Origin of the sequence: Clostridiisalibacter paucivorans DSM 22131, assembly GCF_000620125.1 — a bacterium.
Taxonomy (GTDB): domain Bacteria; phylum Bacillota; class Clostridia; order Tissierellales; family Clostridiisalibacteraceae; genus Clostridiisalibacter; species Clostridiisalibacter paucivorans.
Genome location: NZ_JHVL01000029.1, coordinates 1 through 14970, shown reverse-complemented (window position 1 = coordinate 14970; position 14970 = coordinate 1). Strand labels below are relative to the sequence as shown.

The window sequence follows — 14970 nt, the reverse complement described above, 5'->3', positions numbered from 1 at the left end:
AGAATCATGATTCTTTTATAACTTTTAAAATTTTATCTAGCTTTTTTTTCTGATCATCATTTAATAAAGGCCTTATTCTTTGTAATTTTTTTATTTTCTTCATAAATTCTTCTTTATTTTCTCCTTCTGATAATTTTTTATTGAGATTTATTATCTCAATAAATAATTCATCTTCTGATTTTCCAGAATATTTATCTGCCATATCTTTAAGTTTTCCCATCTGTTCTTCATTAGGATTTGCAGTTTCTTTAAATTTTTCTATTACCTTCTCCATATCAGGTATGTTCTTTTTATCATTTTCAACATTTGCATTCTTGTGATTATTTACGTTTTTATCCATATCTCTTCTCCTTCTTCTCAAAGACAATTCCTCCCTTATTTTTTAGTTTAATATACTAACTATTAATACATATGTTACATATTTAAAGTATATTACTCTTTAGGATAAATGCTATTAAAGTAGTGATATTGATTAAAACATAATTAGTATATTAAAAATTTTATGTAACACATTTTATCTTTTAGCATAATATGAAATGTAAGCATTGTATATAAATCGCCTTTAAAAGGAGGTAGTATAATGAATGAATTAGTACCTTTACAAAATAATAAACCTGTTTCAAATTTAAAAACCAAGACCCCTCCTTTCCCACTATTACCATTAGTTATTATCTCAATTCCTCTACTTAAAAAAGATATTTTTCCAGCTTTTCAATCTATTCAAAGCAAACTTGGCATAAATAGCATCAATGATTTACACCATAAACTACATACAGTAAGAAGAATAGGACCTTATCTTCCTGAACCCATGGTCAATTTGATGGAAGTATTTATACCTATCTATGATACAATTGACAAATCAATCAATCTAATGGAAATAGTTAAAGTAAAAAAAGATAATAACCCCATAAAAATTAATACTACTTTATCTAAAAATAAAAGAATTGAAAAAATAATAGATATCCTTGATGAAGATTTTCCACAGAGTAATATAAAGAGTATATATCCAATAATAGAGATTGCATTTAATATAGACAAATATAAAGGATTAATTGAAGGGATTAAAACTTTACAAGATGGTAAAAAAGAGTTAGCACTAGAAGATATGATAGAAAAATTTGCGCCTCTTATTGTTGGAGAAGACACCAAAAGTATAAGCAAAATTAAAGATATGGCTAAGATGGCTCAAGTATTATCTGCATTAGATGATGAGGATGAATAATACATAAATGGGGTTTACAAAACAATAAATTGTAAGTATAATATACTTATGATAAAAATGGGGATATGGCGAAGTTGGGATCGCGCCTGACTGGCAGTCAGGAGGTCAGGGGTTCAAGTCCCCTTATCTCCACCATAAGTTCTGTATGATTAAAAGACATACCTTGATTCAAGGTATGTCTTTTTTTATCATCATATACTTTGCATAATCCATCATATTTTATATTCTTTTCATCTCGTCTAAGAGACAGGGTTATAAGTAAAGAATCAAATTAGTTATATTTTTGTTGATTTTTAGTATAATACCACTTTTTTTACACATTCTAAAATTGGAGGTGTTTCAAAATGTATTTAACTCAAAAAGAAAGATACTTATTGGAAGATCAAAAGAGTCATGAAGAATTGTGTATAAAAAAGTATAGTAATTATGCAAACCAAGCTAAAGATCCTCAACTAAAACAAATTTTTACTCAACTTGGTAATCAAGAGCAAGAACATCTTAATACCATCAATCAAATTATGGATGGTCAAATTCCAAATGTCAACCAACAACAGCAACAAGGTATGCAAAATCAACAAAATCAGTCCATGAGCCAAAGCGGAATGAAAGATCAAAGTGATGCTGATTTATGTACCGATCTTCTTGCTACAGAAAAATATATTTCTTCTACCTATAATACAGCAATATTTGAATTCACAGATACTAATATTAGAAAAGTGTTAAATCATATTCAAAAAGAAGAACAAGAGCATGGTGAAAAAATATTTAATTATATGCAAAGTCACGGTATGTATGATGTACAATAATTAATTAAAGAAACCATGAAAAGAGGACAGTTAAGTTTTATGTAAGAACTTTAACTGTCCTCTTTTCTAATATGAATCTTGTTTTTTCAAAAATAAGTTTTTCTATTTTATTCTTCTGTATACCTTTGTCAAAGTTATCTCTATACTTCTTTCTAGTTAGTAACATTATATACTTATGCATATATTTAATGTTAATTATGATATAATAATCATCATGTATGGGGGGTGTTTTTATGAAGGTCATCGATACATTCAATTCTAAATCAGCTTGCTCCTTGCAAAGACTACCACAAAGCCAGCTATGCTTTGTTTGGAGCCTAAGCTGTTAAGTTAGCTGAAATTGCGTGCAAGTTTTAGGCTCTGTAACACATAGCTTTTTAGTATTCTTTGCTTTAATACTATGATAAAAGTGGAGGAGTAAGGAAATGAAATATGCAAAAGCACAAGATGTGTTACCAGAGAAAATTGTTAAAATAATACAGGAATATGTAGATGGAAAATATCTTTATGTACCCAGAAAAAAAGAAAACCATAAGGCGTGGGGAGAAAATAGTGGTATAAAAAATAGTCTCAAGATAAGAAATAATGAGATTTATATAAAATATATTGAAGGTACTACTGTTGATAAATTAGCTCAAGAGTATTACCTATCAGAAAAGAGTATAAGAAGAATAATAAGTCAAGAAAAACGTCTGTAATACTCATAATTATTACAGAATTATTTATTAGATTGAATGCTTGTTTTAAATCATGTTATGATTTCATTGTGTCAATCAAGTGAAGGTCATCATTTCTAATTTAAAACAAGTTTCGGAATTAAAAGTTATGAATATATAGTATGATTTAAATTAGGATGATTATTGTTACTTTCATTTGGAGTAATAATAATCATTTTTTTGTTAGTAAGGTAATAGTAAAATAAATTTGAAAGTAAGACCTTATTTACTTACATGAATAGTAAAGATGATATAAATTAGAAAAGAGGTGCTAAACTTTATGAAAACTTTTATAAAAAAACAGGAGTATAATCATATAAAAAAATGTTTATATGATTTAAATAATACTTTTAGAAATTGCATAGATATTAATATTATTAAAGCAAATAAAGAGTATATACAGGATAAAATATTACGTATTTTTCCAAATTTATCTGAGGAAGAAAAAAATATACTTGATATTAGTAAAATAAATGAACCACTTTACATTGATAAATATTTAGCTGAGCTAAATAAATATGTATATGGTATGCCAATCATTACAAATGCACAAATTAATAAATTGTTTAAAAAAGAAAAGAAATTAAAGCTACCAAATCTAAATGCACAAAATTCAAAGAACGTGTATTTAGGTTGGATTGATGAATCGATTAAAAAATTATTTATAGCTTACAATATGAATGGTAATCTTATAGGTATGACATGTAAAATTCCAAATTATAGTTCTTCTACCAGTACTCATATATGTTCCCTTTGCAATCATGTAGGTAGCAACAATGAAGTAGCCTTTGTTTCATCTATATGTAGGACATCTAAAGGTAGATATAGATCAATAGGCTTTGATATATGTTTAGATAGTAAAAAATGTAATGATAGAATTGTAAATGTGGAGAAGCTTGAGAAAATCTTGAAAAATGTTAATAATAGAAAATGATAGAATCATCCTCTTGGTTATAGTTCTGTCAACTCATCAAAAAACATTGGATGTGCTAGCTTACCAAGACTTAAAGGTTGGTCTAACGATTTAGGATTATCAAATAAGCTTGCTTTTACAATCTGCAGTATTCACATGTATTTGTATTGATAAAAGCAGTATATTTTGTATAGTCATTTGTATTTCTTGAGGGTATTACAGTCCCCTTGGAATAAGACACACTTTATCTATGTCACTTCGTAAATATATGAAGAAAAGGAGGAACGCCAATTTCAAATAAAATCAAATATTAGGCTGTAAACAAACACAAAAAATACCCAAGGGATACAGGGATCCATTGGGTAAACTTTTACTCTATATTCTTTAGTCTTCAAAATAGCTCAAATTAAAGGTTTATAGGTTATTATATCCCACTACTTTATAGATAGACTTTTTCAAAAAATGTTGCATCACCCTGTTCCCTTTCACATCTCTTTTCAAGGGTCTTCTCCTTAAACGTTGTTCCTATCCGATATTCTTCCCATCCATTTTCCTTTTGTCCAAACCAGCAAATCTGGAATGAACGATTGGCCGTATCCATGACCACGGATTTAATAGTTCCAAACCAGTCATCATAATAATATGCACTCATGCCCTCCGGATACTTAGTCAAGAAAAGCTTTTTTACTTCATCTTCCTCTAGATTTTTCCTGCCTTCCATAAAGTGCTCTAGTGTCTGCAAACGAACCATAGAATTTCTCATTGCAAAGGGTTCGAATTTCTGGAAGGTCGGAATGACAATATGGTTAGTTCCGCATAGATACTTTTTCTCACTCTTAGATGAAATCTGTTGAAAGGAAAACTCCCCATCCATAGTCTCGACAATACTTCCATTCCCCTTAGAATCTGCTATATAGAGATTGATATTGTAAGCAATGGGCATCTTTTGCACTAGCTCCATGGCCTCCTCCACGTCCTTGCAATTTTCAAGTAGGCTCCTTATTACAGCCCAGAACTGGAGTCCTTTTATCTTCGGAGGACGCATACCTTCTAAATTGCTCACTGGAAATCCACAAGAAGACATGGATACGGCAAGACCGCACTCATTAATACCTTCTGTCCTTCCAAAGAGTGCAAGGCTTCCTCCAATGTGTGCATACTTTCCTTCTGGCCTTGTCTCGCATAGCATAAGATCCTCATCTGCTATACTAAACTCATAATTTCTTATAAGTCTGGTATGTCCATCCTTCATAAGACTTCCTTCTACAATTAGGCCAGAACAGTGGGGGGTCAGGTATGTCATCCAAGTGTAAGCAATATCACTTAATGTCATATTACATGCATTTGCATACCCTTCCAGTTCTTTCATAAGACCCGGACAATAGGTTTTATAAAGCTCAATAGCTTCTCCTAATTCACGCTCGGTAAAATACTGTGGTGGCGGCAAGGCTGCAGTTCGCTCTCTTGTCTTTTTTGCCATCTGCCTTCCAATTTCTTCATAACTTCCTTCTAATTTAAGATAAGATACATATTGTGTTTCCATAGAATCATTCCTTTCTTTTTTGTAGGTTTATTCTATAGCACAAAACATATTTTATCCTGTCATTTTCAGCTTTTATTTGTCTTACTTTTCAACTCGCTTCTTTACTGGAATCCAAATTTCACTCCGGTAGTTTGAATTGTTAATGTTTCCTTCTTCATAAAGCTCTATGTTGTATTCTGAAGCAATTTCATAATCCACATTTTTTGGAAACCACTCATTAAAAATTCTGGTATTTAGTGCTTGTAAAGCCTCTGGTATTGGACCTATACAACGAAATTTTGCCCAAGTAAGGGCTGGAATCATAACTACCTTAAGGCGACTTTCTTGAATTAGATTTCCTTTACCTTTATAGTCCCCTGCAATTAGATAGCAGAAATACTTGCCATTAAATCCTTCATCAATGCTTATTCCATATTTCCCTATATTGTCTCCAGATAGATCTACTTCTTCCGTACAATTATATTGGCTTTTCCATGTATTCCAAAACAATGGAATCTTGTCAAAGGCTTCCTCATAGGAAAACATACGTCCAATTCCAGTTACCTCAAAAGCCTCCATTGACTCAATTCTATATTCCATCTGATTTCCGCCTTTTACAGATATACTTATTTTCAGAGGAAGAAATGGTTTGATTTTATAGGGTTGCTTCTTCATCTGCATTGGGGATAGTCCGTGAAAGCGACCAAATGCCTTAGTAAAGCTTTCTGGAGTATCATATCCATAGCGGTAAGCTAACTCAATTACCTTTTTTTCTGTTTTGATTAGATCAAGTGCCGCCAGATACAGACGCCGATTTCTTACATATTCTCCTATGGTATAACCTGTTATCATCTTAAATGCCTTCTGAAAGTAAAAAGGAGAAATATGAACGTGTTCTGCTACTTTCTCCATGGTACAATCTGAAAGCAGGTGCTTTTCAATATAATCAACCGATTCCTTTAGTGCTTTTTTCCATTCCAATTCTACCACCTCTTGATATGATTATAGCAAGTCCTTATCTATTCTACATAAATATTATCAATAGTTCTCAACTATTTCAACTTCAGAGGTAATGTTAGTATTCTTTAGCGAACACAATGCTATAAAAATCAAAAAGAATAGCAGTTATTTTTTTCATAACCATGTCCTTTCTACATTTAACTCTAGTATTATGTAATTTATATGTTATATTAAAATAAAAAGTCATCTATCAGACTAGACATTCCTTTATTTATAACTTGTTTATTAATCTATTTATATCCTCTGGCAATTGGGCAATAACCATAGCCTTTTCTTTCTTTCTAGGAATATCAAATGACAGCTTCCAGCTATGAAGTGCTTGCCTTCCTATGAGGGGACTCTTTTTATTGTATAAACTATCTCCCACTATGGGATGTCCTATATGTTTAAAATGCACCCTGATTTGATGAGTTTTTCCCGTTAGTAACTCTACCTCAACAGCTGTTGCATTTTTAAATCTATCTATAACCTTATATTTTGTTATGGCCTTTTTTCCATCTTTTCTTACAATATTAAGTATAGAATTCTTATCATCTTTCCCTATATTAGCATCTATAATTCCCTCATCATTTTCAATGACCCCTTCCACTATTGTAATATACTTTTTGCTAATTATATTATTTGACATTTGATAAGCCATCTGCTGATGTCCAAAGGAATTTTTGGCAATTACTAATATACCCGATGTATCCATATCTAGTCTATTTACAAATCTAACCTTTTTCTGTATACCTTTCTTCTTAAAATAGTTGGCTACACCATTTGCTATAGTTCCATTGTCATGGCTCTTAGTAGGATGTACAACTATGCCCGGTACTTTATTTATTACTAATATATCATAATCCTCGTAAATTATATCTATTTTTATATCTTGTGGAACTATATCTTCCTTTTCATCCTCAAGAAATATCTTTATTAAATCCCCTTTGAATATTTTTTCATTGCTTTTTGGAAATTTATTATTTACTAAAATTAATTTATTCTTTAATAATCTCTTAAAAAGTCTCCCAGAAAATTCAAGTTCATCCTTTAATAATTCCCTTAGTAAAATCTCTTCTTTTTCAACTTTGTATAATATTAAACTTTCGTTTTCTTTTAAATTATTCAACTTTATCCTCCCAATAATATAAGTTTTGTATATAATATTAGTAAATAGTATGTTATAATGCTGGTTAATATGCTATAATAAACTTGAGTTTTACATTTTGTCTTTTAAAATAAAAAATGTTATACTTTCATTTAAACAATTATTATCATCACAGGGGTGATACTTTTAATATGGAAAAATCTAATACAATCAATATTATTCATAATCAAAACGATGATTCTAGAAAAACGGCTAAACGACTAAGAGAAAAACTCTTAAATAAAGGGTTTAAAACAACAGATTATTTTGATGAAGATGCCTTTTTAAATATATGTATAGGAGGAGATGGTGCTTTTTTAAGAGCAATACATAGATTTAACTTCTCTGAAGTACCTTTTATAGGTATAAATACTGGACATTTAGGCTTTTTTCAAGAAATATCTCCAGATAATCTGGATAATTTTATAGATAAATTATCTGAAGGTAAATACTCTATAGAAAAACTTTATTTAGTTGAGGGTATAGTTTGTACCCGTACCAGTTGCATAGAACTTTTAGGTATTAACGAAATAGTGGTCAAAGGCATAGAATCAAAAACTATTCATTTAAACATATCTATAAATGATACCTATCTCGAAAGATTTAGTGGAGATGGTATTATAATATCTACACCAATGGGAAGCACAGGGTACAATCTCTCTGCTGGAGGTAGTGTAGTCTATCCCAATTTAAATGTATTACAACTTACGCCATTGGCACCGATCAATTCCAAGGTCTATAGATCATTGACGTCCAGCGCTATTATTCCCGCAAATATGTATATAAAGATTAATCCAGAATATAGGGATGAAAACTCTATTTTAATAGTAGTAGATGGTAAACAATATAGATTTGATAATATAGTAGAAATGTCCTTTAAGGTATCTGATATGAGAATAAACCTTTTGACCATAGGTAAAAGAAATTTCTGGAGTGATATCAAAGATAAATTTTTATAAAAAAGATATCAAATATCCACCTCGGACTTTAAGTCTGAGGTGGATTAAAAATATTATATTTTATACTCTAATATAAGTGCCTGGTCATCCTTTTGTTCTGTTATTACTAAATAATAGTCGAACTCCTTATAGGCCATTTCATTTATTTCTTCTATAGGTAAATCATTATTCACATCATAAATATGCACATTAACTTCTTTCCATCCTGATTCCAGTAATATTTTTTTATTGTCATTAGATATAAGTTCAACAGGAATAGAGCCAAAAATATTTCCATTTTCCACGTTATTAGCTGTCCAAAATCTATTATGTACATCTAAGACCCCTGCCCTATTAAGTTCTTCAGTTCTATTCTTTCCAAAAAAATGTAAATAGTCTCCGTCGTAATAATCCTGTTTTGTTATAGGTTTATATATAAAAGGGATTTCAGTTATATAGTTAAAATCCCCTTTATAGCATATATCTTCTACACGTTCTTCCACGGTTCCCATATCTATATTTATTTCTTTTTTTAATCTCTTAGACATATCTATAATAGAATCTAATAATTTGAGTAATTCTTCTGTATCATTCCTATATCCATAAAGTTCAATGTCTGATGCCATCTTTTTTATTTCTCTAATCTCTTGCCACATACAACCACCCTGTTCTATTTATTGGTTAGCTAGTTTTATTCCAGAATCCCTACCCTTAATTTTATATTTTATTATATAAATATTCAACAAATAAAAATACCCATTTTTATATATATAGATTAGAAATTATTTTGTTAACATCATATTTTTCATTTCATCTACTGAATTATTAAAAAGTCTAACACATTCTTCAATTGGAGTCTTCTTAGTCATGTCTACTCCAGCCTTTTTTAAAACATTAATAGGGTAATCTGAGCTTCCACTGGATAAAAACTCTATATAGGCATCTCTAGACTCTTTATCTCCATTAATTATTCCTTGGGATAACGCTATAGCTGCAGAAAAACCAGTAGCATATTGATACACATAAAAATTATAATAAAAATGAGGGATTCTTGCCCATTCTACAGATATTTCTTCATCTATAAATATATCTTTACCATAATATTTAATATTTAAGTCCTTATATATATTTGATAAATTATCTGCTGTAAGAGGTTCTCCTTGCTCTACTTTCTCATGGATTATTTTCTCAAATTCAGCAAACATAGTCTGTCTATATACAGTAGCCCTAAATTGTTCTAGATAATGATTTAATATATATTTTTTAATCTGTATATCATCTGTATTTTTTAACAAATAGTCAGTTAATAGTGTTTCATTTACTGTAGAGGCCACTTCAGCTACAAATATACTATATCCAGAATATATATAAGGTTGGTTTTTATTTGAAAGATAACTATGCATAGAATGACCCATTTCATGGGCTATAGTGAACATATTGTCAAGGGTCTTATGATAATTCAAAAGTATATATGGTGGTGAATCATATGTACCCCATGAATATGCGCCACTCCTTTTACCTTTATTTTCATATACATCTATCCATCTGGAATCAAAGGCCTTTTTCACTACATTTATATAATCCTCTCCTAGAGGTTTCAACGCTTCCACCACAGTATCTTTAGCTTCCTCATAATCTATTTTTAAATCTATTCCTTCAACTATTGGTGTATATAAATCATACATATGCAGTTCTTCATATCCCAATATCTCCTTTCTCAATGATACATACTTATGCATAGGATCTAAATTACTGCTTATAGTTTCTATTAGATTTTCATAAACCTTCACAGGAATATCATTTTGAAAAAGTGCAGCCTCTAATGATGAATTATATTTTCTTGCCCTTGAATAAAATACATTTTTCTTTACCTCGGTAGATAGTGTAGATGCTATAGTATGTTTAAATTGAGAATAGACATCATATAATCCTTTAAATGTATCTTTTCTTACTCTTCTGTCTTTACTTTCCATAAGGGGAATAAATCTTCCATGGGTTATCTCAACTTCATTGCCTTCTTCATCTATAACTTTGGGAAATTTAATATCTGCATTGTTTAGCATAGTGTATATATTCTGGGGACCATTGGCTATCTCTCCTGTTCTAGCCAATAATGACTCCTCAGAAGCACTTAGTATATGTGGTTTTTTCTTCATAACCTGTTCTAAATAATGTCTATATATACTAAATTGATCTAAATTAAGATAGTCTTCCATAGTATCCTTAGATATATTTAATATTTCTGGTACTATAAAAGACAATGCCATATCTACCTCCGTCATAAGCATCTCAGCTCTATCGGTTAGTCCCTGATACATGCTATTATTATTGTCTTCATCTTTTTTCATCTTTGCAAAACAATATAAATTGCCTATATTTCTTAAAATAGTAAATTGTAAATTCAGTACTTCCAATAAAGTTTCACTATCATTTCCCAATTTATTTTTATATTGTTTTATCTGATTGGTCAATGATTTAACCCTTTCAAAGTCCCTTTCCCACTGTTGATTATCTTTATATAAAAAACTCAAATCCCATTTATACTTTTCAGATATATCTTTACGATCCATATATATACTTCCTTTCAAAATTTTAGTTTTTTATCTTATTTTCTATAACCCCAACTTCCCTTAAAAACATTAGCAATACACCAGCTGTGGTTCTTTGAGCCAATGGCAAGGCACATTGGGTTATCTTGTAGAACTTAACTATAGTCTTATCTATATCCTTATACTGTTTATATACTCTCAGTGCCACCTTTGCATTAAAGTTTATATATTTATCAATACTGTTAAACAATATAGGAGACTGTACACTCCTAAACTCTTTAACCACATCATATGTCAATTTTACAAAATTTTCATATTGCCTATGACTGTCTAATAATCTTATATTTACATGCTGAGGAATAGTTACATCTTGAATTAAATGTACGGCTGCTCCTAAATAAAACATTGCATTTTCTATATTATCTTTTTCCCAATTTACTAATGCCTTTTTATAATAATCTTTAGATAATGCCAATGCATTTAAATGGCCATATAGCCCTTTATTCTTTTGTGGATTATAAAAATGTCCTATACTCTTAAAGTCTTGATCTGCCCAAACCACCCCTCTGTTTAAATCTTCCATGTAATAATTAAATATTTCAAAGGGTCTTTCATATTGATACTTATTCAATATCTTGATTGATTGGTAATTAATAAATCTATGGACATTACATTCTGTCTTTATTATCTTCTTTTTAAATGGATTTATAAGTCTAAGCAACATTTTAAATATCTTACCATAATATATCTCTACATTACTCATATTTATCACTCTTTTCCTTCAAATATATCTTTTATCTCTAAAAAACTCTACTATAATATGATACCCTAAAAAACATAATATAAAAAGAAGGAAATGTAAATTTCCTTCAAATTATTGATAAACCTATTGTCTTAACCAAGATACAAATCAAAAGAATATTTGTATCATCAGCTAATAACTTATTTACAACCTATGAACAAATAAACCACTTCTAAGTTTAGGCTCAAACCATGTTGATTTTGGTGGCATTATCATCCCTTCATCAGCAATGTCTATTAGATCTTCAACAGTAGTTGGATAGACGGAAAATGCTACCTTCATATCAGTATTAACTCTCTTTTCTAATTCTCCCATCCCTCTTATTCCTCCAATAAAATCTATCCTCTTATTAGTTCTTGGGTCATCTATGCCTAATATTGGATTTAATATGTTTTTCTGTAATATAGATACATCTAATCTTTCTACAGGATGATTTTTATCAAATATACCTTCTTTTGCAATAATTTTATACCATTTTCCTGTCAAATACATTCCAAATGTATGTTTCTCTGTTGGTTTATAGGGATCATTTCCTTTCACTTCTTCTATTATAAAATTTTTAGCTATCTTATTTAAAAACTCTTTTTCTGTATTTCCATTTAGATCTTTTACTACCCTATTATAATCCATAATATATAAATCCTCATCTGGAAATAAAACTGAAAGAAAATAATTAAACTCTTCTTCACCTGTAAAATCTTTATTTTGTTCTCTTCTTTTTAATCCTACTTTTACTGCTGAAGCCGATCTATGATGTCCATCTGCTATATACAAATAGTTTATGCCTTTAAATATATCTATTATATCCTTTATAACCTCTTCCCTATAAATATTCCATACCATATGGGTTATACCATCTTCTGTAGTAAAATCAAATATTGGATTATGGGCATCTATCCAATTATTTACTATATTGTTTATATGGTCATTCTTTCTATAAGTTAAAAATATAGGTGCCGTATTTGCATTACAGTAATCGAAATTTTTTATTCTATCTTCCTCTTTCTCTGGTCTAGTAAATTCATGCTTTCTTATGATATCGTTCATATAATCATCTATAGAAGTACATCCCACTATACCAGTTTGAACTTTATCTTTCATTATCTGTCTATATATGTATATGCTTTCAGTGCTTTCTTGTTCCAAAATACCTTTTTGTATCATCTTATCTAAATTTTCCCTTGCTCGTTTATAGACCCTATCATCATATTGACTTACATCATCATTAAAATCTATTTCTGATCTCACCACATGGAGAAAAGAATATGGATTATCTTTAGCCATATCTTTAGCCTCTTCCCTATTCATTACATCATAAGGCAAGCAAGATACTTTTTCTACTACTTCAGTATTTGGTCTTATACCTTTAAAAGCTTTTATAAATGCCAATTTATATACCCCCATTGTCTTATAGTTTTAATATATCTTCCATTGTTTCAAGTAATTCTACTATATCGTTTAAGTTAGTATCTGCCATATGGGCTATCCTGAATGTCTTTTCTTTAAGCGTTCCATATCCATTGGAAATCATAAACCCCTTTTTTCCTAATTTCTTATTCAAATCTGATACATCTATATCCTTTGTATTCTTTACAGTAGTCAATGTATTAGATGCATATTTTTCATCTGCAAATAATTGAAATCTATCCTTTGCCCATTCTCTCACTTTATTTGCCATAGTACTATGTCTATCAAATCTATTTTCCAATCCCTCTTCAAGTATTTTATCTAATTGATAGTCTAAAGCATACATATGGGATATTGATGGAGTCGACGGATATTGATGATCCTTTTTTTGTATATATTTATACAGCCTCAATAAATCAAAATAATATCCCCTGTTTTTTACCCCTTCAGCCCTTTTTCTGGCCTTTTCAGAAAATGTACAAATGGCCATGCCTGGGGGTAGTCCCAATGCCTTTTGAGATGAAGTTATACATATATCTATACCTAATTTATCAACTTCAATCTTTACTCCTCCTGCCGAACTGACTGTATCTACACAAAATACAACTTCAGGATATTTTGATAATACATGTCCTATCTCTTCAATAGGATTCATAACTCCAGTAGATGTCTCATTGTGAGTAATTGTAATCAAGTCATATTTTCCAGAAGATAAAACTTTGTCTACTTCATCAGGGTCAGTAGGCTTTCCCCATTGGGATTTAAAGATATCTGCTTCTACCCCATTATTAATAGCCATCTCATACCATCTTTCTCCAAAAGCTCCTATAGAAAACACCGCTGCCCTCTTCTTCGTACAGGACATAATAGCCCCTTCCATCAGACCACTGCCCGATGAAGTGGATAACAATATACTATTATTTGTATAAAAAAGCTTCTGCATCTTTTTTGTTATATTCTTTTGAAGCTCAGAGGCCTCATTAGTTCTATGACCTATCATATGTCTAGACATCTTTGCTAGCACATCTTCCTTTACCTCCACAGGTCCCGGAATAAATAGTTTTTTATGCATACCATTTTCCTCCTACATGTAATCTTCAATATTTTTCTATTTTGCTTACTAAATAGCATAACATATGTAAATGATTTCAAACAAGTTAGTTTTTAAATTTTTTTAATATTTTATATGTATATAATATCACTTCCAATTGTATATCATACTAAAATGTTAATTAGGGCAATTCTTTTGTTAGAATTGCCCTAATTTCTAATAATATACCTTGACAAATTTTATAGAATATAAATCACAAACTAATAAATCATCGGTTTCTGCTTCTCTTAAAACCACATGATCAATACCTACATCTACTAAAGTACCTTCTTTATCTACAAATGTATTAGTTCCTATAAGAAAGTCTATTCTAACAAATCTACCTTTTATAGAATTTAAATATCCTTGTAGATACTCTGTGCCCTTCATCACTGGTGGACCAGGTTCTACCTCAAGATCAGGAGTCGGTGCCATTGGAGTATCTGGTACATAGGGATAATAAGGAACTGGTGTAGTAGGCCTCATTGGTCTAGGTGGTATTGGAGGGCTTATTGGTCTAACAACTTCATTATTTCTATTTTGCTTTCTCATAACAATCTCCTTGTATAATATATTTAGGTTATCAAATAGGGAAACCTATAAAACCTTCTTTATTTATCTCTCAAAATCAGAGATAATTGTATTATTAGATTGAGAGGATTATCGATCTCTCCTTGAGTCTTTGAACTCGTACTTGAAAGACTGATACCTCTCTCTAATAAGCAGTTTACGAATGAGTTGGATGTTGGTTGCTTTTTAGCTTCTCTCCGAATATACAACAAGGTGGTAACGCTTATTAGTAGAGTGGGCTCACAATCTAAAATATTTCTCTACGAGGTGCTCTTTATGTTATATTTAG

15 protein-coding genes and 1 tRNA gene are annotated in these 14970 nt (G+C 30.2%); 6 read left to right on the top strand and 10 right to left on the bottom strand.

What is annotated here, in order from left to right:
* Nucleotides 1–4 precede the first annotated feature (4 nt).
* A complete protein-coding gene (locus Q326_RS0109295) occupies nt 5–361 on the bottom strand; it encodes a hypothetical protein (RefSeq protein WP_026895138.1) in 357 nt (118 codons plus the stop codon).
* 219 nt (nt 362–580) lie between these two features.
* Here Q326_RS0109295 and Q326_RS0109290 point away from each other — a divergent pair, with 219 nt between their 5' ends.
* From Q326_RS0109290 to Q326_RS0109265, 5 genes are all read left to right on the top strand, one after another.
* Nucleotides 581–1222, top strand: coding sequence for a hypothetical protein (locus Q326_RS0109290; RefSeq protein ID WP_026895137.1), 642 nt, complete (start codon nt 581–583; stop codon nt 1220–1222).
* A gap of 59 nt (nt 1223–1281) precedes the next feature.
* Nucleotides 1282–1357 (top strand) — tRNA-Ala (locus Q326_RS0109285).
* Between the two features lie 209 nt (nt 1358–1566).
* Entirely contained in the window at nt 1567–2028 is a 462-nt protein-coding gene (locus Q326_RS0109280) for a spore coat protein (protein WP_026895136.1), read from the top strand.
* Between the two features lie 425 nt (nt 2029–2453).
* Nucleotides 2454–2726 carry a CD3324 family protein gene (locus tag Q326_RS0109270; RefSeq protein WP_026895134.1) on the top strand — a complete coding sequence of 91 codons (273 nt, stop codon included), beginning with the start codon at nt 2454–2456 and terminating at the stop codon, nt 2724–2726.
* Between the two features lie 298 nt (nt 2727–3024).
* On the top strand, nt 3025–3678 hold the full coding sequence (locus Q326_RS0109265; RefSeq protein ID WP_026895133.1) for an elongation factor G-binding protein: 654 nt from the start codon (nt 3025–3027) through the stop codon (nt 3676–3678).
* A gap of 418 nt (nt 3679–4096) precedes the next feature.
* On the opposite strand, the gene Q326_RS17065 is transcribed toward Q326_RS0109265, so the two are convergent.
* The 3 genes from Q326_RS17065 to Q326_RS0109250 all read right to left on the bottom strand — a co-directional run bounded on the left by Q326_RS17065 (nt 4097) and on the right by Q326_RS0109250 (nt 7307).
* Nucleotides 4097–5200, bottom strand: coding sequence for a C45 family autoproteolytic acyltransferase/hydrolase (locus Q326_RS17065; protein WP_051531348.1), 1104 nt, complete (start codon nt 5198–5200; stop codon nt 4097–4099).
* An 81-nt stretch (nt 5201–5281) separates the two neighbouring features.
* On the bottom strand, nt 5282–6160 hold the full coding sequence (locus Q326_RS0109255; protein ID WP_026895132.1) for an AraC family transcriptional regulator: 879 nt from the start codon (nt 6158–6160) through the stop codon (nt 5282–5284).
* Between the two features lie 250 nt (nt 6161–6410).
* Nucleotides 6411–7307: an RluA family pseudouridine synthase gene (locus Q326_RS0109250; protein WP_026895131.1), complete on the bottom strand. Its 897-nt coding sequence runs from the start codon at nt 7305–7307 to the stop codon at nt 6411–6413.
* Nucleotides 7308–7477: 170 nt separating this feature from the next.
* On the opposite strand from Q326_RS0109250, the gene Q326_RS0109245 reads away from it, so the two are divergent.
* On the top strand, nt 7478–8284 hold the full coding sequence (locus tag Q326_RS0109245; RefSeq protein ID WP_026895130.1) for an NAD(+)/NADH kinase: 807 nt from the start codon (nt 7478–7480) through the stop codon (nt 8282–8284).
* A 53-nt stretch (nt 8285–8337) separates the two neighbouring features.
* Here the strand turns inward: Q326_RS0109245 and Q326_RS0109240 are convergent, their stop codons facing one another.
* From Q326_RS0109240 to Q326_RS17940, 6 genes are all read right to left on the bottom strand, one after another.
* A complete protein-coding gene (locus Q326_RS0109240; RefSeq protein WP_026895129.1) occupies nt 8338–8919 on the bottom strand; it encodes a hypothetical protein in 582 nt (193 codons plus the stop codon).
* A 126-nt stretch (nt 8920–9045) separates the two neighbouring features.
* Complete coding sequence (pepF, locus tag Q326_RS0109235; protein ID WP_034601777.1) at nt 9046–10833, bottom strand: oligoendopeptidase F; 1788 nt, start codon at nt 10831–10833, stop codon at nt 9046–9048.
* A 22-nt stretch (nt 10834–10855) separates the two neighbouring features.
* Nucleotides 10856–11575, bottom strand: coding sequence for a zinc dependent phospholipase C family protein (locus Q326_RS0109230; RefSeq protein WP_026895127.1), 720 nt, complete (start codon nt 11573–11575; stop codon nt 10856–10858).
* Nucleotides 11576–11758: 183 nt separating this feature from the next.
* Nucleotides 11759–13003 (bottom strand): DUF1015 domain-containing protein, encoded by a 1245-nt coding sequence (locus Q326_RS0109225; protein WP_026895126.1) that lies wholly within the window; start codon nt 13001–13003, stop codon nt 11759–11761.
* A gap of 19 nt (nt 13004–13022) precedes the next feature.
* Entirely contained in the window at nt 13023–14093 is a 1071-nt protein-coding gene (locus Q326_RS0109220) for a pyridoxal-phosphate-dependent aminotransferase family protein (RefSeq protein WP_026895125.1), read from the bottom strand.
* A 195-nt stretch (nt 14094–14288) separates the two neighbouring features.
* On the bottom strand, nt 14289–14663 hold the full coding sequence (locus Q326_RS17940; RefSeq protein ID WP_051531346.1) for a hypothetical protein: 375 nt from the start codon (nt 14661–14663) through the stop codon (nt 14289–14291).
* Nucleotides 14664–14970: the final 307 nt, after the last annotated feature.

Excerpts from the sequence above, each read along its gene's own strand:
- Q326_RS0109230 (WP_026895127.1), bottom strand. The coding sequence starts at position 11,575 with ATGAGTAATGTAGAGATATATTATGGTAAGATATTTAAAATGTTGCTT.
- Q326_RS0109270 (WP_026895134.1), top strand. The coding sequence starts at position 2,454 with ATGAAATATGCAAAAGCACAAGATGTGTTACCAGAGAAAATTGTTAAA.
- Q326_RS0109245 (WP_026895130.1), top strand. The coding sequence starts at position 7,478 with ATGGAAAAATCTAATACAATCAATATTATTCATAATCAAAACGATGAT.
- Q326_RS0109220 (WP_026895125.1), bottom strand. The coding sequence starts at position 14,093 with ATGCATAAAAAACTATTTATTCCGGGACCTGTGGAGGTAAAGGAAGAT.
- Q326_RS0109280 (WP_026895136.1), top strand. The coding sequence starts at position 1,567 with ATGTATTTAACTCAAAAAGAAAGATACTTATTGGAAGATCAAAAGAGT.
- Q326_RS0109240 (WP_026895129.1), bottom strand. The coding sequence starts at position 8,919 with ATGTGGCAAGAGATTAGAGAAATAAAAAAGATGGCATCAGACATTGAA.
- pepF (WP_034601777.1), bottom strand. The coding sequence starts at position 10,833 with ATGGATCGTAAAGATATATCTGAAAAGTATAAATGGGATTTGAGTTTT.
- Q326_RS0109290 (WP_026895137.1), top strand. The coding sequence starts at position 581 with ATGAATGAATTAGTACCTTTACAAAATAATAAACCTGTTTCAAATTTA.
- Q326_RS17065 (WP_051531348.1), bottom strand. The coding sequence starts at position 5,200 with ATGGAAACACAATATGTATCTTATCTTAAATTAGAAGGAAGTTATGAA.
- Q326_RS17940 (WP_051531346.1), bottom strand. The coding sequence starts at position 14,663 with ATGAGAAAGCAAAATAGAAATAATGAAGTTGTTAGACCAATAAGCCCT.
- Q326_RS0109265 (WP_026895133.1), top strand. The coding sequence starts at position 3,025 with ATGAAAACTTTTATAAAAAAACAGGAGTATAATCATATAAAAAAATGT.